Annotated in this window: 21 protein-coding genes, 1 tRNA gene and 1 other annotated feature; of the genes, 11 read left to right on the top strand and 11 right to left on the bottom strand. The window is 39.4% G+C overall.

What is annotated here, in order from left to right:
• Positions 1 to 2: 2 nt before the first annotated feature.
• From KC820_RS11495 to KC820_RS11465, 7 genes are all read left to right on the top strand, one after another.
• Positions 3 to 1,016, top strand: a complete 1,014-nt coding sequence (locus tag KC820_RS11495) for an ABC transporter ATP-binding protein (RefSeq protein ID WP_212371167.1) — start codon at positions 3 to 5, stop codon at positions 1,014 to 1,016.
• Positions 1,013 to 2,692, top strand: coding sequence for a peptide ABC transporter substrate-binding protein (locus tag KC820_RS11490; RefSeq protein ID WP_212371164.1), 1,680 nt, complete (start codon positions 1,013 to 1,015; stop codon positions 2,690 to 2,692). The genes KC820_RS11495 and KC820_RS11490 overlap by 4 nt, the downstream gene beginning before the upstream one ends.
• A gap of 84 nt (positions 2,693 to 2,776) precedes the next feature.
• Positions 2,777 to 3,697, top strand: coding sequence for a S66 peptidase family protein (locus KC820_RS11485; RefSeq protein ID WP_212371162.1), 921 nt, complete (start codon positions 2,777 to 2,779; stop codon positions 3,695 to 3,697).
• Between the two features lie 27 nt (positions 3,698 to 3,724).
• A complete protein-coding gene (locus KC820_RS11480; protein ID WP_212371160.1) occupies positions 3,725 to 4,837 on the top strand; it encodes a mandelate racemase/muconate lactonizing enzyme family protein in 1,113 nt (370 codons plus the stop codon).
• Entirely contained in the window at positions 4,830 to 5,762 is a 933-nt protein-coding gene (locus tag KC820_RS11475; protein ID WP_212371158.1) for a C40 family peptidase, read from the top strand. The genes KC820_RS11480 and KC820_RS11475 overlap by 8 nt, the downstream gene beginning before the upstream one ends.
• Before the next feature lie 4 nt (positions 5,763 to 5,766).
• Positions 5,767 to 6,783: an ABC transporter ATP-binding protein gene (locus KC820_RS11470; protein WP_212371157.1), complete on the top strand. Its 1,017-nt coding sequence runs from the start codon at positions 5,767 to 5,769 to the stop codon at positions 6,781 to 6,783.
• A gap of 97 nt (positions 6,784 to 6,880) precedes the next feature.
• Entirely contained in the window at positions 6,881 to 7,423 is a 543-nt protein-coding gene (locus tag KC820_RS11465) for an NADPH-dependent FMN reductase (RefSeq protein WP_212371154.1), read from the top strand.
• A gap of 56 nt (positions 7,424 to 7,479) precedes the next feature.
• Here the strand turns inward: KC820_RS11465 and KC820_RS11460 are convergent, their stop codons facing one another.
• Together KC820_RS11460 and KC820_RS11455 are read right to left on the bottom strand one after the other, a co-directional pair.
• Positions 7,480 to 8,604 carry an MBL fold metallo-hydrolase gene (locus KC820_RS11460; RefSeq protein ID WP_212371152.1) on the bottom strand — a complete coding sequence of 375 codons (1,125 nt, stop codon included), beginning with the start codon at positions 8,602 to 8,604 and terminating at the stop codon, positions 7,480 to 7,482.
• A gap of 147 nt (positions 8,605 to 8,751) precedes the next feature.
• On the bottom strand, positions 8,752 to 9,354 hold the full coding sequence (locus KC820_RS11455; protein WP_144089555.1) for a CotY/CotZ family spore coat protein: 603 nt from the start codon (positions 9,352 to 9,354) through the stop codon (positions 8,752 to 8,754).
• A gap of 181 nt (positions 9,355 to 9,535) precedes the next feature.
• Here KC820_RS11455 and KC820_RS11450 point away from each other — a divergent pair, with 181 nt between their 5' ends.
• Together KC820_RS11450 and KC820_RS11445 are read left to right on the top strand one after the other, a co-directional pair.
• Positions 9,536 to 10,180 carry a deoxynucleoside kinase gene (locus KC820_RS11450; protein ID WP_144089554.1) on the top strand — a complete coding sequence of 215 codons (645 nt, stop codon included), beginning with the start codon at positions 9,536 to 9,538 and terminating at the stop codon, positions 10,178 to 10,180.
• Entirely contained in the window at positions 10,177 to 10,848 is a 672-nt protein-coding gene (locus KC820_RS11445; protein WP_144089553.1) for a deoxynucleoside kinase, read from the top strand. Before KC820_RS11450 ends, KC820_RS11445 begins: the two co-directional genes overlap by 4 nt.
• Before the next feature lie 199 nt (positions 10,849 to 11,047).
• Here KC820_RS11445 and KC820_RS11440 read toward each other — a convergent pair.
• The 9 genes from KC820_RS11440 to yaaA all read right to left on the bottom strand — a co-directional run bounded on the left by KC820_RS11440 (position 11,048) and on the right by yaaA (position 21,984).
• Positions 11,048 to 11,140: transfer RNA gene (locus tag KC820_RS11440), tRNA-Ser, on the bottom strand.
• 215 nt (positions 11,141 to 11,355) lie between these two features.
• Entirely contained in the window at positions 11,356 to 12,645 is a 1,290-nt protein-coding gene (serS, locus tag KC820_RS11435; protein WP_144089552.1) for a serine--tRNA ligase, read from the bottom strand.
• 43 nt (positions 12,646 to 12,688) lie between these two features.
• Positions 12,689 to 12,899 (bottom strand) — a binding site (T-box leader).
• A gap of 49 nt (positions 12,900 to 12,948) precedes the next feature.
• A complete protein-coding gene (locus KC820_RS11430; RefSeq protein WP_144089115.1) occupies positions 12,949 to 14,277 on the bottom strand; it encodes a serine hydrolase in 1,329 nt (442 codons plus the stop codon).
• 208 nt (positions 14,278 to 14,485) lie between these two features.
• Complete coding sequence (locus KC820_RS13555; protein WP_144089114.1) at positions 14,486 to 15,592, bottom strand: HD-GYP domain-containing protein; 1,107 nt, start codon at positions 15,590 to 15,592, stop codon at positions 14,486 to 14,488.
• 16 nt (positions 15,593 to 15,608) lie between these two features.
• Positions 15,609 to 18,107, bottom strand: a complete 2,499-nt coding sequence (gene gyrA / locus KC820_RS11420; protein WP_236782659.1) for a DNA gyrase subunit A — start codon at positions 18,105 to 18,107, stop codon at positions 15,609 to 15,611.
• 229 nt (positions 18,108 to 18,336) lie between these two features.
• Positions 18,337 to 20,259, bottom strand: coding sequence for a DNA topoisomerase (ATP-hydrolyzing) subunit B (gene gyrB / locus KC820_RS11415; protein WP_212371150.1), 1,923 nt, complete (start codon positions 20,257 to 20,259; stop codon positions 18,337 to 18,339).
• A gap of 38 nt (positions 20,260 to 20,297) precedes the next feature.
• Entirely contained in the window at positions 20,298 to 20,579 is a 282-nt protein-coding gene (remB, locus tag KC820_RS11410; protein ID WP_212371147.1) for an extracellular matrix regulator RemB, read from the bottom strand.
• Positions 20,580 to 20,623: 44 nt separating this feature from the next.
• Positions 20,624 to 21,742: a DNA replication/repair protein RecF gene (gene recF, locus KC820_RS11405; protein WP_212371145.1), complete on the bottom strand. Its 1,119-nt coding sequence runs from the start codon at positions 21,740 to 21,742 to the stop codon at positions 20,624 to 20,626.
• Positions 21,743 to 21,759: 17 nt separating this feature from the next.
• Positions 21,760 to 21,984 (bottom strand): S4 domain-containing protein YaaA, encoded by a 225-nt coding sequence (gene yaaA / locus KC820_RS11400; protein WP_144089110.1) that lies wholly within the window; start codon positions 21,982 to 21,984, stop codon positions 21,760 to 21,762.
• A gap of 57 nt (positions 21,985 to 22,041) precedes the next feature.
• Between yaaA and KC820_RS11395 the strand changes: the two genes are divergently transcribed.
• Both KC820_RS11395 and KC820_RS13310 read left to right on the top strand, forming a co-directional pair.
• Positions 22,042 to 22,275 carry a hypothetical protein gene (locus KC820_RS11395; protein WP_212371143.1) on the top strand — a complete coding sequence of 78 codons (234 nt, stop codon included), beginning with the start codon at positions 22,042 to 22,044 and terminating at the stop codon, positions 22,273 to 22,275.
• Between the two features lie 84 nt (positions 22,276 to 22,359).
• Positions 22,360 to 22,538, top strand: a 179-nt coding sequence (locus tag KC820_RS13310) for a helix-turn-helix domain-containing protein (RefSeq protein ID WP_236782657.1), incomplete at its 3' end; no start/stop codon positions are given.

Raw genomic sequence — 22,538 nt, 5'->3', positions numbered from 1 at the left:
CAATGAAAAAAATTCTCGAAGTAAACGACCTTCATGTCACGTTTTCAACTTATGGCGGGGAAATCAAAGCTGTCCGCGGCGTCGATTTCGAACTTCATGAAGGTGAGACATTGGCGATTGTCGGCGAATCCGGTTGCGGAAAGAGTGTGACGGCAAATAGCATTATGCGCTTAATCCCATCACCAGCCGGTAAAATAGCAAACGGAGAAATCATCTTTAAAGGTAACGATTTAGCTAAAGAAAGCGATAAAAACATGCGGAAAATTCGCGGTGTAGATATCTCGATGATTTTCCAAGACCCAATGACCGCGTTAAACCCGACGTTAACAATCGGTAACCAATTGACGGAAGGCTTACGACAGCATAAAAACGTATCTCGAAAAAAAGCTGAACAAAAAGCGCTCGAGATGCTTGATCTCGTCGGGATACCGAATCCAGAAGAGCGACTCAAACAATACCCACACCAATTCAGTGGGGGTATGCGCCAACGGATCGTTATTGCCATTGCTTTAATTTGTGAACCGGATCTATTGATTGCCGATGAACCGACAACAGCACTCGACGTCACCATTCAAGCACAAATTTTGGAGTTGTTTGAAACCATTCAAGAAGAAACGAATGTCGCGATTATTTTGATTACGCACGACTTAGGCGTTGTCGCGAAGGCAGCCGATCGAATTGCCGTCATGTACGCCGGAAAAATCATTGAATCAGGAACGAAATATGAAGTGTTCTATGAACCTCAACACCCATATACACAAGGACTATTGAATTCGATACCACGTCTTGATCAAAAGGGAGAAAAATTGGAACCGATTGACGGCACACCACCAGATTTATTTTCTCCGCCGGTTGGGTGTCCATTTACTGCTAGATGTCCACATGCCATGTTCGTATGTGAAAAGGTATACCCTCTCCGTCACGAGCCAAGTGAAACGCATTATGCAGACTGCTGGCTTTATGATGAGAGAGTTCATACACCAAATTTAATGAATAAAAAGGAGGAAACAACGTGAAAAAATGGTTGGTATTGTTATTAGTTCTTATGCTTACATTTCTAGTTGCTTGTACTACTGGTAATGATGAAAGTTCAGAAGGGGATTCAAGTTCTGATGATTCAAACTCAGAGGAATCTACGGGCCAAGAGGAAACAGAATCGGATGAAGAATCATCGGATACAAGTAGTGGCAATGTACTTCGTTTAAATAACGGTAGTGAGCCGACATCCTTTGATCCACCACAAGGTTTTAATGCTGTTTCTTGGAACGCGCTAAACAACTTAATGGAAGGGTTGACGCGTTTAGATGAATCGCATCAACCGGCTGGTGGTATTGCTGAAGATTGGAAGATCTCAGATGATGGATTGGAATATACCTTCACACTACGCGAAGATGCCAATTGGTCAAATGGTGATCCGGTAACTGCGGAAGATTTCGTTTTTGCATGGACTCGCTTATTAGACCCGGACGAAGCTTCTCCAGCTGCTTTTCTCGGTTACTTCATTGAAGGAGCAGAGGCGTTTAACAATGGTGAAGGAAGCGCCGAAGACCTTGGCTTGGTCGCTGAAGATGAAAAGACATTGAAAGTAACATTGAATGCACCGACTGGATTCTTCCTTGATTTAGTTTCAAATCCTGCTTTCTTCCCTGTTAATAAAGCAGTTGCAGAAGAGAATCCAGATTGGCATGCTGAAGCGGATTCTTTTGTCAGTAACGGACCATTCACTTTATCTGAATGGGAGCATGAAAGTCACTTTACGTTCAAAAAGAACCCAGAATATTGGGATGCAGAAAATGTTGAGCTAGAAGAAGTTCACTGGGCAATGGTCAATGAAGAGAACACGGAATATCAAATGTATGAGAGTGGTGAGTTAGATACAGCTGCCATTCCATCTGACTTGGCTGAACAGCTATTGGATAGTGAAGATGCTTTTTTCGTAGATCAGGCAGGTACTTACTTCTACCGCTTTAACGTAGAAATGGAACCTTTCCAAAACGAAAAAATCCGTAAAGCGTTCGCTAAAGTAATCAAACAAGAAGATATCGTTCAATACATTACGAAAAATAACGAAGAACCAGCGAAAGGGTTCGTTTCTCCAGGATTTACCGATGCGAACGGAAATGACTTCCGTGAAGAGAACGGTGAACTATTAACGCACGATCCTGAAGAGGCACGCCAACTCCTAAAAGAAGGTATGGAAGAAGAAGGTTACGACGAACTGCCTGAAGTCGTTCTTTCATATAATACGAACGATGCCCACCGAGCGATCGCTGAATATATGGCAGAGATTTATAGTGAAGAATTAGACGTTGATGTAACATTAGAAAATACTGAATGGAACGTATTTTTAGAAGACCAGAAAAGTTTGAATTTACAGTTCTCTCGTAGTTCTTTCTTAGCAGATTATGCCGACCCGGTTAACTTCTTGGAAAGCTTTGTAACAGATTCTTCGATGAACCGTACAGGTTGGTCAAACGAAAAATACGATGAGTTGATTGCCAATGCAAAAAATGAAGCAGATGAAGAAAAACGTTATGAATATCTCTATGAAGCTGAACAAGTTTTATTCGACGAATTACCACTTTTCCCAATTCACTTTTATAACCAAGTTGGACTACAAAAGCCTGAAGTATCAGGTATTGTACGTCATCCTGTAGGCTATATGGAATTAAAGTGGGCTTCCAAAGAATAAACATTTTCAATTGGATCAAAGAGGGGTTTGGTCATGGAATACTCCTCTTTGATTCCATTATTTAACCGAAGGAGTAACTATATAATGCTACCTAAACCTTTAACACATGGGGATACGGTTGGGGTGATCGCCCCGGCTAGCCCACCAAATATCGAAAACTATCAAAAATCAAAAGCATTTATTGAGAGTCTTGGATTATCTATTCAAGAAGGAAAACATCTCAAAAACGTCCATGGCTATTTAGCTGGTACCGATGATGAAAGATTAGAAGACTTACATGCCATGTTTGCAGACGATTCCATTAAGGGAATTATCTTTGCAGGTGGCGGTTATGGAACCGCCCGAATCGCCCACCGGCTAGATTATGAATTAATCAAAAAGAACCCGAAAATCTTTTGGGGATATAGTGATTTAACTTATTTGCACACAGCCATTCGCCAAGAAACAGGACTCGTCACTTTCCACGGACCGATGCTAGCATCCGATGTCGGAAAGGATGATTTTCATCCACTTTCCAAAAAACAATTCAACCAGTTATTTGAACCGACTTCACTCGTGTACGATGAATCCTTTTCCACATTAGAAGTACTAGCGGAAGGGGAAGCTGAAGGCGAAATTGTTGGAGGAAATTTAACGTTAATTGCAAGCAGTCTTGGTGGTCCATATGAACTCGATACGAAAGGGAAATTGCTGTTCATTGAGGACATTGACGAAGAACCTTATCGGATTGACGGTTATCTAGCCCAATTAATGCATGCTGGAAAATTAGATGATGCGGCTGGGATTATCGTCGGCGATTTTAAAAACGCAGTACCAACGAGAAAGCCATCTTTATCATTGGAAACTGTTCTAAACGATTATTTTCAATCATTAAAAAAACCGGTAATGAAAGGTTTTCAGATTGGTCATTGCCAGCCTCATTTTGCTATACCACTTGGCACTCGGGCAACGTTATCGACTAAAAATAAATCATTATCCATCCAACCAGGTGTTAAAGAATCATAGAATTTAAGAAAGTAGGCTATATACGCTATGCTGATTCAAGAGATCGAAACTTATACAGTAAAAATTCCTTTAAAAAAACCATTCAAAACAGCATTACGGACAGTCATCGAAGCTGAATCCGTGTACGTCAAGGTGACTACCGACAACGGTATCAATGGGTACGGTGAAGCACCACCAACCCATGTCATCACTGGGGATTCGCTTCACAGTATTGATTATGCGATTAACCAAATCTACAAACCGCTTTTAATCGGAAAGCCGATTGATCAATTTGAAGAAATCATGCAAATGATACATCAATCTATGATTCGCAATACGAGTGTAAAGGCTGCTTTGGACATGGCTGTATACGATTGTTTCGCCCAGCAAACGGGCTTACCGTTATACAAGCTACTCGGTGGCTATCGTGACGAACTAGAGACGGATTATACGGTCAGTGTCAATGATCCTAGTGAAATGGCAGACGACGCACAACAATATATTAAAGATGGATTCAATCTACTAAAAATTAAAGTAGGTAAAGATGAAATTGCTAAAGATATTGAGCGAATTAAAGCCATTCGTAAAAAAGTCGGTGATCAGCCGACAATCCGGCTTGATGCAAACCAAGGTTGGTCTGTAAAAGAAGCAATTTACGCAATTCGTAAAATGGAAGATTTAGATTTAAACATCGAACTTGTTGAACAACCGGTCAAATATCATGATTTGAAAGGGTTAAAACAAGTTACTGAACATTCAGAAACATTAATTATGGCAGATGAAGCTGTTTTCACATCAATAGATGCTAGACGGGTGCTGGAAATGGGCGCAGCTGATTTAATCAACATTAAACTAATGAAGGCAGGAGGCATACACGAAGCACTTAAAATTAATCAACTCGCTGAAGCATTCGGTGTTCCGTGTATGGTCGGCAGCATGATTGAGACGAAACTCGGTATTTCAGCCGCTGCACATTTCGCAGCAAGTCAACCGAATATCACCCGTTTTGATTTTGATGCTCCATTAATGCTAAAAGAAGACCTCATAAATGGTGGAGTAACATACAAACGTAACCATATTTATTTTTCAAAAGATACTGGATTAGGTATTCATTCGATACAACAGCATTCCAGTGAAAGGGAGGAACAATATCATGAGTGAACAACAAACAACTTGGGTCGTTAATGTTCCAGTAGCAACCATTTGGACAAGCCCTTCTTCTCCAAGAGAAATTGATCAGCCTGGCATATCCAATCCTGTATTATTAGATGACTGGTATGACGCATTGAGCTTTGAATTACGCAAAGGTCTATGTGATGACAATCTTGTTCAATCGCAATTATTGTATGGCGAAGAAGTCATCGTGGACGAAACGGATGGTGATTGGTCTAAAATTATCGCTGTCAGACAACCTTCCGGGAAAGATGAGCGTGGCTACCCTGGTTGGGTCCCGTCTATACAGCTAAAAGAAGTTAAGCATGAATTATGGAACAGAGATGAGGTTGCTGTTATTACGAAAAAAGCAGCTAATTTAATCGACGATAATGATAAACCTATCTTTCAATTAAGCTTCATGACTTACTTGCCAATTATTGAACACGAAGATTTAAAAGTAAAAGTTCAAACACCATCCAGTGAAGGTTGGTTATATAAGAAAGATGTAGTGATTGCCTCATCGATTCATGACTTGGCCAAAGGCAGTGGAAAAGAAATTGTTGAAACCGGCAAGCAATTTTTATCATTGCCATACTTTTGGGGTGGCATGAGTGCCTTCGGTTATGACTGTTCAGGTTTTAGTTACAACATGCATAAAGCACAAGGGTATGAAATCCCACGTGACGCAAGTGATCAAGCAAAAGAAGGTACAAAAGTTTCAAGAGATGAGCTGGAAATTGGTGATTTATTATTTTTCGCCAAAGAAGAAACGCCTGAAAAAATTACGCATGTCGGTATTTATTATGGAGACGATAAAATGATTCACGCTCCATTGACCGGTAAAGGAATCGAAATTACTCCTTTAAAAGGAACCAAATACGAGAAAGAATTCCGCATGGCACGAAGATATCATAAAACACCGGGGGAATAATGAGATGAGCTATCGACCAATTTTAGAAGTGAAAAACTTAAAAAAACACTTTGGTGTCGGGCGAGGACAAACGTTAAAAGCAGTGGATGGTATTTCATTTGATGTCTACAAAGGAGAAACATTTGGCCTAGTCGGCGAATCAGGCTGTGGGAAGTCAACCGCTGGAAGAACCTTACTCACCCTATACGAAAAAACGGATGGTGAAATTCTTTATGATGGAGAAGATGTTCATGAAATCTCCGAAAAGAACCGTCTTCACTATTTCCGGAAGATGCAAATGATTTTCCAAGATCCTTATGCATCATTAAATCCCCGTTCTACTGTCAAAGAAATTATCGCTGAACCGATGGAAGTCCATGGTTTATACAAAAATAAAAAAGAACGACAGGATCGTATTTATGAACTATTGGAAGAAGTAGGATTAAATCGTGACCATGCTACTCGTTACCCCCATGAATTCAGTGGTGGCCAACGACAGCGGATTGGTATTGCACGTGCGTTAGCGTTAGAGCCAGAGTTTATTATTTGTGATGAGCCGATTTCAGCACTCGACGTTTCAGTGCAAGCGCAAATCATTAATCTATTAGAGCGTTTGCAAGAAGAAAAAGGATTAACATTCTTATTTATTGCACATGACCTATCGATGGTGCGACACATTTCAGATCGAATTGCTGTCATGTATCTCGGACATATCGTCGAGTTGACAGACAGTGAACGGTTATATGAAAAACCGCTTCACCCATACACACAAGCTTTACTATCTGCTGTTCCTATCCCGGATCCAAAAGTAGAAGAACAGCGGTCTCGCGTCATTTTAAAGGGCGAATTACCAAGTCCGATTGATCCGCCCTCTGGCTGTGTCTTTCGTACACGCTGTCCTTTCGCAAGGGATATATGTGCAGAACAAACACCAAAATGGCTCGAAGCAGAAGAAGGACGCTATGTAGCGTGCCATTTATATGATCCGCAATTTTTTGATATGACACCAGAGGAACTAAATCAAACGATTGTGCCAAAGTAATCCGCGTGAAAATCGTCAAAGTGGAAATGTAGTTAATCAATGATATACTAGATGGTGGATTTTTTCAGCAACTTAGATCGCTATAGGAGGATCAGTAATGAACATATTTACCATCGTAGGTAGCCTTAGAGAAAAATCATATAATATGCACTTAGCTAAGGCTATGCAGCAAAGATATTCGGATAAGTTTTCTTTAGACATTGCCGAACTACAAGATATTCCCTTTTACAATCAAGATGATGAGCACAATCCGCCAGCAGCCGTTCAAACCTTCAAACAAAATATTAAAGAAGCGGATGCTGTAATTATTATTACACCTGAATATAATTGGTCTATTCCCGGTGTACTGAAAAACGCACTGGATTGGGCTTCTCGTGTCGATAAAGTATTCATCGATAAAAAGGTGATGATTCTTGGTGCTTCAATCAGTAACGCAGGAACTCTACGTGCACAACTGCAACTTAGACAAGTATTGAGTGCCTTAAGAGCTAATGTACTTCCGCCAGGAGCAAATGAAGTAACGATTACAACTGCTCAAACAAAAATAGATGAAGGTACAGGTGAAGTGACCGATCAAAACACACTCGAATTTCTTGATCAGAGAATGGAGTCGTTTATTGAATTTGTTGAAACGAAATAAGAACTGAAAAACACCCGTAGTTGATTTATCAACTACGGGTGTTACTTTTACAATCACTATACCGCACAACGATTTGGACCGATTTCCATTTCTCTTCTTTCTTCTTGATCAGGACTTCCTTTCCCCATATTGACTTGGCGAATTCGTTCATGGTCATTCGGTTGTGGTTGAAGGTTTTCAGTGACCATCCGACGAAATTCTTCTGCATCTTTCACTTGTAATCCTTTATTTTTATCATATAAGACACCTAATTTCTCCGCCACTGCTCCATCTTCATTCAATTCATCGATAGACGAATAATGGGCTGGTAATACGATTAGGTCATCTGAAAAGTCAGGGTACTTTTCGTATAATGTATTTCTTAGATCATTGACCCAGGCATCTGCTTTCCCTGCCAAGTCGGGGCGCCCGATTGACTCGATAAACAAAATATCTCCACTTAATAAATATTGTTCATCAACCAATAAAGAGGTAGAACCTTTCGTATGCCCTGGTGAATAAACGGCTTGAATGGTAACCGGCGAATCACCAATCTTAATTTCACTTTGATTTTTTAAAGGTTCATAAGATAATACGACTTCATCTGCATCATCTGGAGGTAGCCAATACGTTGCATTCGCTTTATTAGCCAATTCATGTCCGCCAGAAATGTGGTCAGCATGCAAATGAGTGTCAATGACATGTTTGATTGTTACACCTTTTTCATTCGTAAATTCAATAAATTTATCTGTCATACGTACCGGATCGATAATAATCGCTTCTTGATCTTTCATAACGACATATGATAGACAGCCTTTTCCTAAACGAACGAACTGGTACAACTCTCCGCCATCTTTTAAATTTCCGATTTTGACCGGCTCTAAATGCTCACTCCAAGCACGCATGCCACCTTCGACTGAGTAGACATTTTCATAACCTGCTTCTACAAGAGCCTTAGCCGCTTTTTGTGAACTATTTCCTCGAGCGCAAATAACAACGATTTCTTGGTCCTTACTAGGCAAATCTGAAGCAATTTGGTCGACATTCCCATTACAAGAAGAAAATGGTTGATTCACGTATTGGAAATGGTCACTTTCAACCTTCCAATCCTGAAAGTCCTCAGTACTACGTACATCTAATAGCACTGTTGCTTCTTTGTTCAAAACTTTTTTAGCCAACTCTTCAACCGATAAACGCTTCATTTTGTCGATCCACCTTTCATACTCATTATATCTATACTAGTTTCATTCCACAAAATGAGTAAATATATGTATATATAAGTTCATTCAAAAAAAGGCTGCTCCCCAAGGAACAGCCTTGACTTTAAAAAGGGGATAAAACATTAGATGCTATTCAGCTGCGCTAGTGGAATTACTTCTGAGTCTGGCGCGAAATTCAGATACTGGTAATGTTTGAACTGGCTCTAAGCATGCAACACCCATGAATTTTTTCAAATCGACTGTAATACAGATTCCTGTACGTTGAAGGTTTCGAATTGAATTGCCAGGGAAATAGTCACATACATCATCTCCACCAGGTCCAGGAGTGGAGCCTCCCATTGTCACTGGAAGCAATAACTCAATTTCTGCACAGCAATTGTCTTTTACTTTATTTACGCGGAAAATTGGTGATTCAAAACATTGAAAAACACGATTTCCTCCCGACATTGCTTGTAGGACGCTTTGACCGATAAAGGGATCACAATCTCCTTTACAGTATAGAATGAACGGAACCGTGTCATTTCCACTGACATTCTGAGTTGGTGACAGCAAGTTCTCAATGGATTGCTTACAACCATACTGGCAATCGCCGTCGTTATTTGTGGCATCTTGAACTCTAGCGATTTTCCGTAAAATTCTACATACACAATCGTGGTCGTCACAATGGCCTTTACATCCTCCGCAATCACCTTCATTAAAAGAAGGCTCTAAATCATCTTCATAAAATCCCATATAATCACCTCTTATTTTTTTTGATTCACTACTACCTTATGTACGTGCTACTTTTTGGTATAGGTGAGTCAAATAGGATATATAATCAATTTTTCTATTTGTCGAAAACCGTCCAATTTTAATATGTTTTTTGGTATGATGATAAGACAATGAACTTTCAGGAGATGAATGGAGGATTTATATGGATCAACAAGTACCTTTTATCGCTGTTGAAGGACCAATTGGAGTAGGAAAAACTTCTCTTTCAAATAAAATAGCTTCTCATTTTTACTATCATTTACTACGGGAAATCGTTGAAGAAAATCCATTTCTCGAAAAGTTCTATGAGAATATTGATGAATGGAGTTTCCAAACAGAAATGTTTTTCCTTTGCAATCGATATAAACAATTGGAAGACATTCAAAAGCATTATTTAAACGCTGGAAAGCCAGTTGTATCTGATTATCACATTTTTAAAAATACCATATTTGCAAAACGTACTTTAAAAGAAGAACAATACGAAAAGTACCGGAAAATTTATGATATTCTCACCGAGGGACATCCTAAACCAAACGTACTTATTTACTTAACAGCTAGTTTAGATACCTTAATTGAACGTATACAGCTTCGAGGCAGGGAAGTCGAACAAAATATTCAAGCTTCCTATTTGGAACAAATCAGGCAAGATTATGAGGATTTTATGGATGAATTTGAACAAAACCATCCAGACATTCCAGTCATCCGATTAGATGGTGACAAATTGGATTTCGTTAAAAATAGTTCAGATCTAGATGAGATTCTCTCATTGATTGAAAAACATATATTTAAAGGAGAAGTTATTTCATGAGTCAATTAACGACATTTGGCATACCGTCAAATGCTGTCATTACAGTAGCCGGCACTGTGGGAGTAGGGAAATCTACTTTGACTTCTGCACTGGCGAACGAATTAGGATTTAAAACATCATTCGAAAAAGTTGACGGAAATCCTTATTTAGATCAATTTTATAAAGATTTTGAGCGTTGGAGTTTTCATCTGCAAGTTTATTTCTTGGCAGAACGGTTTAAGGAGCAAAAAAGAATTTTTGAATATGGTGGTGGTTTTGTCCAAGATCGATCCATTTATGAAGATACAGGCATATTTGCCAAAATGCATTACGATAAAGGGACGATGACCCCTACGGATTACGATACGTATAAAAATCTTTTTGATGCCATGGTCATGACACCATATTTTCCGCATCCAGATTTACTCATTTATTTGGAAGGTTCTTTCGAAGATATACTTGACCGAATTCAAGCTCGTGGAAGAAAGATGGAACAAGAAACACCTGTGGAGTACTGGAAAGAGATGTACGACCGATATGAACATTGGATTGATAATTTTAATACATGCCCAGTGATGCGAGTGAACATTAATGATTATGATCTTTTGAATCACGAACAATCGATCGACCCGTTATTAGAACGGATTGGCAAATCGATTCAAACATCTAGAAAGTTGATTCGATCATAATCTTGGTCAAGTGATGTGGAAGACAATCATATTAATAACTAAGCACTGACTTCGGTCGGTGCTTTTTTTGTTAAATGTTGAAGCTAAGCTAATGAATGTTGAAGATAAAGGAAGAAGAGAGCAACCGTTAAAAGTTCCCAATAAATTAAAAACAGACTAGTCCTTTTACAAAGACTAGCCTGCTTGGCTTGTAATATTATGGCGGAGGAGGAGGGATTCGAACCCCCGCGGGCCGCAAAGCCCCTGGCGGTTTTCAAGACCGCTCCCTTCAGCCAGGCTTGGGTACTCCTCCGTTTGGCTGACACTTTAAAAATATATCATATGCGAAAAGTTTAAGCAACCGAATTAGCGATTTTTTTCGAAAAAAGTTTATTTAGCTCTTATTTTGCCGTACATAATAAGATTTTAATTAGTTTATTAAAGGCGGGAGTAACTCCGTCTCATTTTGTTTTCACCAGCCAATCGTAAAAAAAGGGAGGAGGTAAATACCTGCTCCCTTTTTATAATTTACTTTGCATCTGGTGCTGTAATCTTCTCCAAACCGCCCATGTAAGGTCGTAAAACTTCTGGAATCGTAATCGATCCATCTTCTTCTTGGTAGTTTTCTAAGATGGCTGCAACTGTTCTACCAATCGCCAATCCTGATCCATTCAATGTATGGACATATTCTGGCTTCCCGCCTTGCTCACGACGGAAACGAATACCTGCCCGACGTGCTTGGAATGCCTCAAAATTAGAACAAGAAGAGATTTCACGATAAGTTTCATAGCTTGGAATCCAAACTTCGATGTCATATTTTTTAGCGGCAGTGAATCCTAAATCACCTGTACACATGCTCATTACACGATAAGGAAGCTTTAATAACTGAAGCACTTTCTCCGCATTTCCTGTTAGATTTTCTAATGCTTCATATGACTCTTCAGGCTTCACAAATTGAACGAGTTCCACTTTGTTGAATTGGTGCTGTCGAATCAAACCACGGGTGTCACGCCCTGCAGAACCCGCTTCAGAACGAAAATTTGCACTATATGCAACGTATTTCTTCGGTAGATCATCGATATCAATGATTTCATCACGATGATAATTTGTAACGGGTACTTCTGCAGTAGGAATCATGAAATAATCAAGGTCTTCTAGCTTAAAGACGTCTTCCGCAAATTTAGGGAGCTGACCTGTCCCTGTCAAGCTGTCACGGTTAACAATTTGCGGTGTTAACATTTCCGTATACCCATGTTGGTCGGCATGCAAATCCATCATGAAATTTAATAGGGCACGTTCTAATCGTGCACCTAAGCCTTTATAGAAGACAAACCGGCTTCCTGTCACTTTTGCTGCTCGTTCAAAATCAAGAATATCCAATTCCGTTGCCAAGTCCCAATGTGGCTTCGGCTCAAAGCCAAATTCGCGAATCTCACCCCAGTCATGGTCCAACACATTATCTTCTTCATCTTCGCCGACTGGAACAGACTCATGTGGAATATTCGGGATAGAGAGGAGTAGATGATTCAACTTTTCCTCAACTTCCTTTAATTCATGATCAATCGCTTTAATACGATCGCCCACTTCACGCATTTCTTTGATTAAGTGATCTGCATCCTGCTTTTCTTTTTTTAATGTAGAAATGTCTTTAGATACTTGATTTCGGCGTGCTTTTAATTCTTCTGTTTCTTGGATCAATGTCCGGCGTTTACGGTCCATGTCTTCAAAGTGATCCAATTCGGATAGATCTTCACCACGATGCTGTAATCTTTGTTTAACCTCGTCAAAATTACTACGCAAATATTTCAGTTCTAACATTTAGAATCCTCCTTTTTAAATATAAAAAAAGCCCGTCCCTAAGTAAAGGGACGAGCTGTATACCCGCGTTACCACCCTTGTTGGAGAGTTACTCCCAACTCGGAAGCTTTAACGGTGCTTGACCGGATTGACTTATGCATCGCTTTCGCCAATCAGCTCGAGGATGGATTCATAGCAGAGTTTCACTGGTTCGCAGCATCCACCAGCTCTCTTAAGAAACGCTTACTATTACTAGTTCCTTTCATAGCTTTTCAGTTCACTATTAACTTTAATATATCGATAGTATGCACATTTTGCAAGTTATTATGAAAATAACCCTTTAATGCTGTTGAATAGACTGACAAAGAAGTCACCGATGGTTTGGAATAATCGGATAAACCAGTTTGATTGCTCAGCATCTTCACTTGTGACAACTGGAACAGAGAATGACTCTTCTTTTTCCGTATCGATATTTCCGTAATCATGATCTCCAGAATACGTTAATACCATACGTCCAACTTCTGTCCCTTTTTCAACTGGAGCTATTAATTTTCCATCTTTCAACATTTCTTCATCGAATTCGTAACTGACGGAATAATTTTCTTGATCGCCGTTTCGTACCATTTTTTCAATGGCTTCAGCTGATTCTACTTGAACCGAATCTTGTTTTCCGCGGTAAACAGGGATGGTAGATTCACCTTCAATTTGGTGACCTGCTTCGAATAATGTTTCTTTACTGAAGTCGTTAAATCCATAATCCAGTAATTTCGCCGTTTGATTAAATCGTTCTTCAATACTGTCTGTACGCATGACTACAGAGATTAAACGGTTGTTATCCTGCTTGGCTGTTCCAGCGAATGAATAACCCGCCAAATCCGTAAAACCTGTTTTTAATCCATCCATACCTTCGTACGTAAATTGTTCGAAGTTTTGACTATCCATTCCAGGAAGCATCCAGTTCCAATTCACCATTTCCTGGTCTTCAAACTCTTTTCTTGGAATGCTTGAAATGTCTAATGCTTCTTCAAAATCATTTACAAGATGATAAGCAAGCAATGCTGTTGAACGCGCGGACATTAAATTCGTATCATCTGCTCCAGTTCCTTCTGGATGTTTTCCATTTAAATCTTTGTTATCTAAGCCAGTTGAGTTCACAAATTTAGCATCAGGCAAGCCCATTTCGTCAGCCTTCTGATTCATCATTTTGACGAACTCACCTTCTGAGCCAGCGATTAACTCAGCTAAAGCAATGCTCGTTGCGTTATCTGAATTGATTGCCATTGCTTCATAAAGCTGCTTAACTGTATATTCATGATCCAAACGTAAGCCTACACCTGAAAAAGAATTGTTTGCAGAAATAGAGTAAGCAAGTTCACTGATTTCTGTACGTGTATCCCAGCTAATGTCGCCTTTTTCAATAGCTTCCAAAACGAGATATTCGGTCATTATTTTCGTCATACTTGCTGGTGGCAAAGCCTCATCCGCATTTTTCGCATAAAGGATATCTCCTGTTTCGGCATCAACCAATATGGCTGATTCTGCACTTAAGTTATCCAATTGAGCGTGAATCTTTAACGGACTCATCACAAAAGAAGCCATTAATAAAACAGTTGCCATTACGATAGCTGTTAACGATTTATATGTTTTAATCATTTATTTTTTCCTCCAAATAACGTTCTTTTCTTTATGTAATACGATTATTACCTTTCTTATTATACATGATTTCAGGTCATGAAACATTGGTAAAATATTATCATTTGTTAACTTTTTTAGTATTTTTATTGTTCTATGTACTAGCTAAATGAATAAAAAAACATCCTTAGAGCCCGAGTTCAGACTCAAAGGATGTTGACTTACCTAATCAAGCCTCATGATCTAATAAAAATTCCTCGATGTGTAGATGTTGCTCTTTTAAATTAATAATCTTTTCACTCGCATCTTCCAATTGAACAAAAGGATGGGCGGGATAGGACTCATCCACAAAGACGACCGTGCCAATTTGTTCATTTGATAGTTTCACGCGTGTGCCGACTTGCGGAGTCAAATAGTTTTGAATTAACGCTTCGATCGTTGGCACGTCTAATTTTCCCGCTTGTCGTTGCAATAGTTCTTCAATGACATTAAAGATCGATTGCTTCTCCCGATACGCTCGTTCAGACGTCATCGCGTGGTACGTATCAATGACACCAATCACCTTAGCAAACGGATGAATCTTTTCTGCTTTAACACCCAATGGATAGCCGGAACCATCCATTCGTTCATGATGCTGTAAGACAGCTATTTTCACATCCTTGCTAATGGATGACTTATCCTCAATTAGTCGATAAGAAAGAACAGGGTGCGTGCGTATGTTCTCGATTTCTTTCTCGGTCAACTCTCGTTCTTGTAAATAAATTGTATGTTGTTCAGATATCATACCTAGATCGCTTAAATAAGCTGCTAACGAAATTTTTAAACGGTCGCCTTCGTTATAGTTTAATTTCTTCGCTAAACTAGCTGCCAACAAAGCGATTGATACCATATGGTGATAAATATATTGTTGTTTATCACCATATTGATATAGCTCTAAAAATAAATTTGGTTGCTTTACAGCCTGTTTCATCAAAGGAATAATCAACTTTCGGACCCGCTGAATATCTAATCGATTCGTACGCATTAAATCTTCGCAAATCGATTTGGTAACCTTCACAGCGTTTGTATAATGATCATAAAAGGTCCAGTTCACTTGATTATTCTCTTCATTTTTCTTTTTATCTTCAACTGGTTGGACTCGCTTTTCAACGTGAAAAACATCTCCGTTGACCAAACGAGGTGCAACGTCAACGACTTGAATCTTAAATGTTTGTAATACTTGAATATGAATCGGTTCAATTACCGTATTCCTCGGAATAAGTGGGTGAATGGCATTGCCAATCACATCCTTCGTCAAGAGACAACCGGGCATCAGTTGGTCTGGGTGAACTTTCACGAGGATTCACCTCACTTTAATTTTCTTCTCCTGAATGGTCACCATCGTCCTCGACAACTTCTTCAATTTCATCGACTAGCTGTTCTTCTTTCTCTTCCACAGCTTCATCAATTTCTTCTTCCAACTCTTCTTCAACTTCTTCTTTCTCGACTAATGCAACGGTAGCTACAGCTTCTTCATCACCTAAACGGATCAAACGGACACCTTGTGTGTTTCGGCTCGTCTGAGAAATTGTTTCTGAGCCCATACGAATGAGTACACCCGTTTCAGTAATAATCATTAAATCTTCTTCACCAAATACAGGTTTAACAGCTGAAACATGACCGTTTCGATCGTTTAATCTACAAGTGAGTATTCCTCTACCGCCACGGTTTTGTAGACGATATTCATCTTCAGGCGTTCGTTTACCAAAGCCTTTTGATGTAACGGTCAGTACCTCGCTACCTTCATGTAGAATTTCCATGGATACGACTTCATCGTCTTCTCTCAAGGTGATTCCTTTCACACCCGTTGCCGTCCGTCCCATTGTCCGAACATCGGTTTCATGGAAACGAATCGCCAAGCCATTTTTCGTTCCGATAATGATATGTTGCTCGCCGTCCGTTAATCGGACAGAGATCAATTCATCATCTTCACGTAAATTTATCGCACGTAGACCGCCTCGACGGATGTTTTTGTACTGATTCAACATAGTCCGTTTAGACAAGCCATTTTTCGTTGTAAAGAATAGAGAGGATGCTTCATCGTATTCTTTAACTGGAATGACAGCATTGATCCATTCATCTTGTTCAACTTCAAGCACGTTTACAAGAGGAAGCCCTTTCGCTGTACGGCTGAACTCAGGAATTTCATAACCTTTCGCTCGGTATACTTTTCCTTTGTTCGTAAAGAACAGCAACGTATCATGCGTAGAAGTAGATAATAAATGTTCCACGAAGTCATCCTCATTTGTTCCCATGCCTTGAATACCTCGACCTCCACGATTCTGGGAGCGATACGTCGTAAGTGGTAAACGTTTGATATAGCCATGGTGAGTGAGTGTAATGACAATTGTCTCTTCCGGAATCAAATCTTCATCCTCGATAAAGTCTGTTCCACCGATAACAATTTCTGTTCGGCGCTCATCGTTAAACTGTTCTTTGATCGCTGTAAGCTCTTCGCGGATGATTTCTAAAACTTTCTCATCATCTGCTAAAATAGCTTTTAATTCTGCGATCAATGCCATAATTTCATTGTATTCATTTTCAATCTTTTCACGTTCAAGACCAGTTAAACGTTGTAAACGCATATCTAAAATAGCTTGCGCTTGCTTTTCGGATAAGCCGTATTGTTCCATTAATCCTTCTCTTGCAATATCTGCTGTTTGAGATTTCCGGATTAATTCGATAACAGCGTCCAAATGATCCAATGCAACGCGAAGACCTTCTAAAATGTGAGCACGTGCTTGTGCTTTATCTAATTCATATTGAGTACGACGTGTAATAATTTCACGCTGGTGTTCTAAGTAGTACTCAAGTGTTTGTTTTAAATTCATTACTTTTGGTTCCCCGTTCACAAGGGAGAGCATGTTGATTCCAAAGCTTGTTTGCATAGCGGTTTGCTTATAAAGATTATTTAATACGACATTGGCATTCGCATCGCGACGCAGTTCCATCACAATACGCATACCATCACGGTCCGACTCATCACGCAAATCGGTAATCCCTTCAAGCTTCTTGTCACGGACAAGCTCAGCAATTTTTTCAATTAATCTAGCTTTGTTCACTTGGAAAGGAATTTCACTAACGATAATTCTCGGTTTGCCGTTAACTTCATCAATATCTGCTTTTGATCGGATTGTTATTGAACCTTTTCCTGTTTGAAACGCTTGTCGGATACCACTTCGACCTAGAATTTCTCCGCCTGTCGGGAAGTCCGGTCCGTAGATATGATTTTCCATCAATTCTTCAATCGTGATTTCTGGGTTTCTACTGATTGCCAATACGGCATCGATTACTTCACCAAGCTGGTGAGGCGGGATGTTTGTTGCCATTCCGACTGCAATTCCTGATGCCCCGTTGACAAGCAGATTCGGGAAACGAGCTGGCAATACGACTGGTTCGCGTTCAGCGCCATCATAGTTATCCACATAATCAATCGTATTTTTATTGATGTCTCTCAATAGTTCCATCGAAATTTTGGACATTTTAGCTTCTGTATAACGCATTGCCGCAGCAGCGTCACCATCGACTGAACCAAAGTTTCCGTGTCCATTTACTAATGTGTAGCGATAGTTAAAGTCTTGTGCCATACGGACCATTGCATCATATACGGCAGAATCTCCGTGTGGGTGATACTTACCGATTACCTCACCGACAATACGGGCAGACTTTTTATAAGATTTATCTGCATGCATTCCTAAATCATGCATAGCATATAAAATTCTTCTATGTACAGGTTTCAAACCATCCCGGACATCAGGCAATGCACGAGAGACGATAACACTCATCGCATAATCTAAAAAAGATGTTCTCATCTCATCACTTAAATTAATTTCTTGAACTCTTGGACGTTCTTGATCCAACGATAACTCCTCCTTGAATGAGTCAAAAGCCAGTCCGAATAAAAGCTTCTAACATGGCATGATTCCTTTTAAATCATGGAGAGGGGAGAGAGGCGGAGAGGTAGGTCAATCAATGAAAGACCAACACCTCTGCGCAAGTTACCCCACCGTAAACTTTTATTCGAACGGCTTTAATCACTCGTTAAATATCCAAATTCTTAACGTATTGAGCATTCTTTTCGATAAAATCTCTGCGTGGTTCAACATGGTCACCCATTAATACATCAAATACTTCATCTGCTTCCATAGCGTCTTCCAATGTGACTTGGAGCATCGTACGTGTTTCAGGGTCCATCGTCGTTTCCCAAAGCTGACTAGGATTCATCTCACCAAGACCTTTATACCGTTGTAGACCTGGTTTGGGACTTTGAGGTAGTTCAGCCAATACTTCTTCCATTTCTTTATCTGTATACGTGTAATAAACCTTTTTGCCCTGCTGGATTTTGTATAATGGTGGCTGAGCAATATAAACATAGCCGTGTTCAACTAATGGACGCATGTAACGATAGAAGAACGTCAGCAGTAATGTTCGAATATGGGCTCCATCAACGTCCGCATCCGTCATAATGACGACTTTATGATACCTTGCAAGAGAAATATCAAATTCTTCCCCGATGCCTGTTCCTAACGCTGTAATCATCATACGAATCTCATTATTGGAAAGAATCTTATCTAAACGTGCTTTTTCAACGTTAATAATTTTACCTCGTAGTGGCAATATAGCTTGGAAATGTCGATCTCGTCCTTGTTTTGCTGACCCACCTGCTGAGTCACCCTCAACAATATAAAGCTCGCCTTCACTTGGATCTTTCGATGAACAGTCCGACAATTTTCCTGGTAAACTCGATACTTCTAAAGCATTTTTACGGCGAGTGACTTCACGAGCCTTCTTTGCAGCAATCCGTGCACGGGATGCCATCAAACCTTTTTCTACGATTTGCTTAGCTACTCTTGGGTTTTCAAATAGAAACTGTGTAAATTTCTCTGAGAAGGCAGAGTTCGTAATTTGACTAACTTCACTGTTTCCGAGTTTTGTTTTCGTTTGTCCTTCGAATTGTGGATCGGAATGTTTGATGGAAACAATGGCCGTTAAACCTTCACGAACGTCTTCACCAATTAAGTTCGGATCACTTTCTTTATATAAATTGTTTTTACGAGCGTAATCATTGATCACACGAGTGAGTGCTGTTTTAAAGCCTTGTTCGTGTGTTCCACCTTCCATTGTATGAATGTTGTTCGCAAAGGAATAAATATTACTGTTATAGCCATCATTGTATTGAATTGCGAACTCGACAACGACGTTATCGATCTCATTTTCTCCATAAATTGGTTCATGAAGAGCTTCGCGTGTCCGATTTAAATATTCAACATACTCCCGGATTCCGCCTTCGTAATAGAATGAATCTTTTTTTTCATCCGTCCGTTTGTCTTCAATGGAAATACGTAGCTTTTTATTTAAATAGGCTAGTTCTCTTGTCCGATTGACTAATGAATCATAAGAAAACTCAAGTGTTTCAAAGATTTCACCGTCTGGTTTAAAATGAATTTTCGTACCAGTAAGATCAGTTTCTCCAATGACTGACAACTCGTCTTGAGGCACACCTCGTTTATAAGATTGATAGTATAGCTTTCCATCACGGTGAACGTAGACTTCAAGCGACTCAGAAAGAGCGTTCACGACTGAAGCACCTACCCCGTGAAGACCTCCTGACACTTTATACGTATCACTATCAAACTTACCACCTGCGTGAAGTACTGTTAAAATAACTTCTACCGCAGGCTTCCCGACTTTTTCTTGTATATCAACAGGAATACCTCGTCCATTATCAGTGACAGAGATACTGTTATCTTTTTCGATTGCGATTTCGATATGGTCGCAATATCCCGCTAATGCTTCATCGATACTATTATCGACGATTTCCCATACGAGATGGTGCAATCCTCTCTCACTCGTAGAACCGATATACATACCCGGTCTTTTTCGGACTGCTTCCAATCCTTCTAATACTTGAATTTGACTGGCGCCATAATCATTTGGTTTGTTGATTTGATCTTCCATCGACATAATCTCACCTTCATTTTCTATAATTGCTGCTATATGACTTAATCCGAATCTTCCATCACATCATCAACACTATCCAAGAAGTCTGCTATTTGAGCTCGTTTAGAGAGCGTCGAAACAGATAGGGAACTGAAATAGATATGATCGACGGTAATGACAATTGATTTCGCTTCATCATAAGCAGAATCGGTCACATTATTTTCTTTCCGTTGGTTATAAATCATTTCTTCAATAATCGTCGAAGAACTGAAGAGACTGTAATCGACCATCGCAATCACTTCTTCGGTTCTGATGACGTTATCATCTCCGATATGAACAAACATAGATAAATTCCCCTCTCAAACTGTCGACCTACTTACTGTTTCAGTCATTCGGTCTCAATTAGCTTTCCTTCATGGATTGTAAAAATTTCCGCTTCACGAATCGTATCGTGTGCAATGCCATCAATATTCGTCGTCGTAACGAATGTTTGGACTTTCCCTTGTATCGCATTGAGTAAGTGGGATTGTCGGTAATCATCCAATTCACTTAACACATCATCCAGTAATAGCACTGGATAATCACCAACCTCATGATAAATCAACTCAATTTCAGCAAGCTTTAACGATAATGCCGTAGTCCGCTGTTGTCCTTGAGAACCAAAGTGTTGTACGTTCCGATCATTTACCGTGAAAACTAAATCATCCCGATGTGGCCCGTATAACGTCGTCCCACGCTCTATTTCACTTTCTTCTTTGCGATTATATTCCGTTAGATATGTATCTTTCATTTTCTCCATATCCATAGATTCTGATACATCAACCTTCGAGACGTAATCTATTTTAAGATTCTCTTGACCTCTACTAATTTGAAGGTGAATTGGCACGGCCCATTCTCGTAATTTTTTTAAGAAACGAAAACGTCGAAATAAGATGGCTGCGCCGTGCTCTGCCAGTTGCTCCGTATAAATCTGTAGCATCGTCGTATCTTGCGTTCGTCTTCTTTGCAAATCTTTTAATAACGCATTTCGTTGTTTTAATATTTTTTGATATTGATTTAAATGATAAATATAGATCGGTTCAATTTGACCGATTTCCATATCAATGAAACGACGTCTTTCTTGAGGGCTGCCTTTTACAAGATTCAAATCCTCCGGTGCAAACATGACAATATTCAAAGAACCGATGTAATCACTCAATCGTTTTTGTTCGATATGGTTAAACTTCGCTTTTTTTCCTTTTGATGAAAAAATAACTTCAAGAGGAAGAGAACGATTCTTTTTAAAAACCCTTCCCTTTATTTTACCATACTCCGCGTCCCATTGGATTAATTCTTTATCCCTTGGCGTTCGGTGGGACTTTGTAAATCCAAGAACATAGATGGCTTCCATTAAATTTGTTTTTCCTTGAGCATTTTCACCTAAAATTACATTGACTTTGTGGTCGAATTGCAGCGTTAAGCGATCGTAATTCCGGTAATTGACTAAAGATAATTCCTCAATGTACATGGTTGAAGCTCCTTGAATTATTCGCTGGATTGGACGACTTTATAGGATCCAACACCTTGTATTTCAACCAGGTCACCGGGCTTTAATTTTCTTCCGCGGCGCTGATCTTGTTCATCATTGATGTATACGGCAAATTCTTTTAGAAATAATTTAACCATCCCGCCAGATTCAACGATATTGGCTAACTTTAGGAACTGCCCTAAAGTAATTTGATCGGTTGTTATTTCTATTGGTTCAGCCATTGTTTTCACTTCCTTTATTCTGCAACATGCTTATCCCTTTATTTTACTAAAAATAAGGTGGAAAAGGAAATTAATCGTATTGTTTTGATTTCAGATATTCAATTCAGTAATTCGGTCGACTGTGTTACTTACATTTCCAGTCAAATGTCTTTTGAAAATGGAATAGATATAAAAACCAGCCAAGAAAAAGGTCTTTCCCAGGCTGGTGGTCATTTTATCATTAGACGGCAGAAGACTCCTTCCTCAAAAACACGACAGCGTTTTAGGTGGGAGATGAATGCCGAAATTTAGCTAAAACCAAGAACGAACGTTCTCTTTTGTTTAGAAATATTATATAATATAAACAGACAAAACAAAAAAAGGAGTGAACAACCGTTGGTTATCAAAAAAGCTTATAAATTTCGCATTTATCCGAACAAAGTCCAGCAAGATATGATTAATCAAACCTTCGGTTGTTCACGCTTTCTGTTCAACCGAGCTTTGTTTGACGTAAAAACCACGGGTTCCTCGTTTAAGAAAACGCATTATATGAAAGAAATTCCTAGTCTTAAAAA

It is taken from the genome of Allobacillus saliphilus (assembly GCF_018138385.1).
In the GTDB taxonomy this organism is placed as follows: domain Bacteria; phylum Bacillota; class Bacilli; order Bacillales; family Alkalibacillaceae; genus Allobacillus; species Allobacillus saliphilus.
Note: the sequence above shows the minus strand (reverse complement) of the source record. Positions and strands in the feature narration are given on the sequence as shown.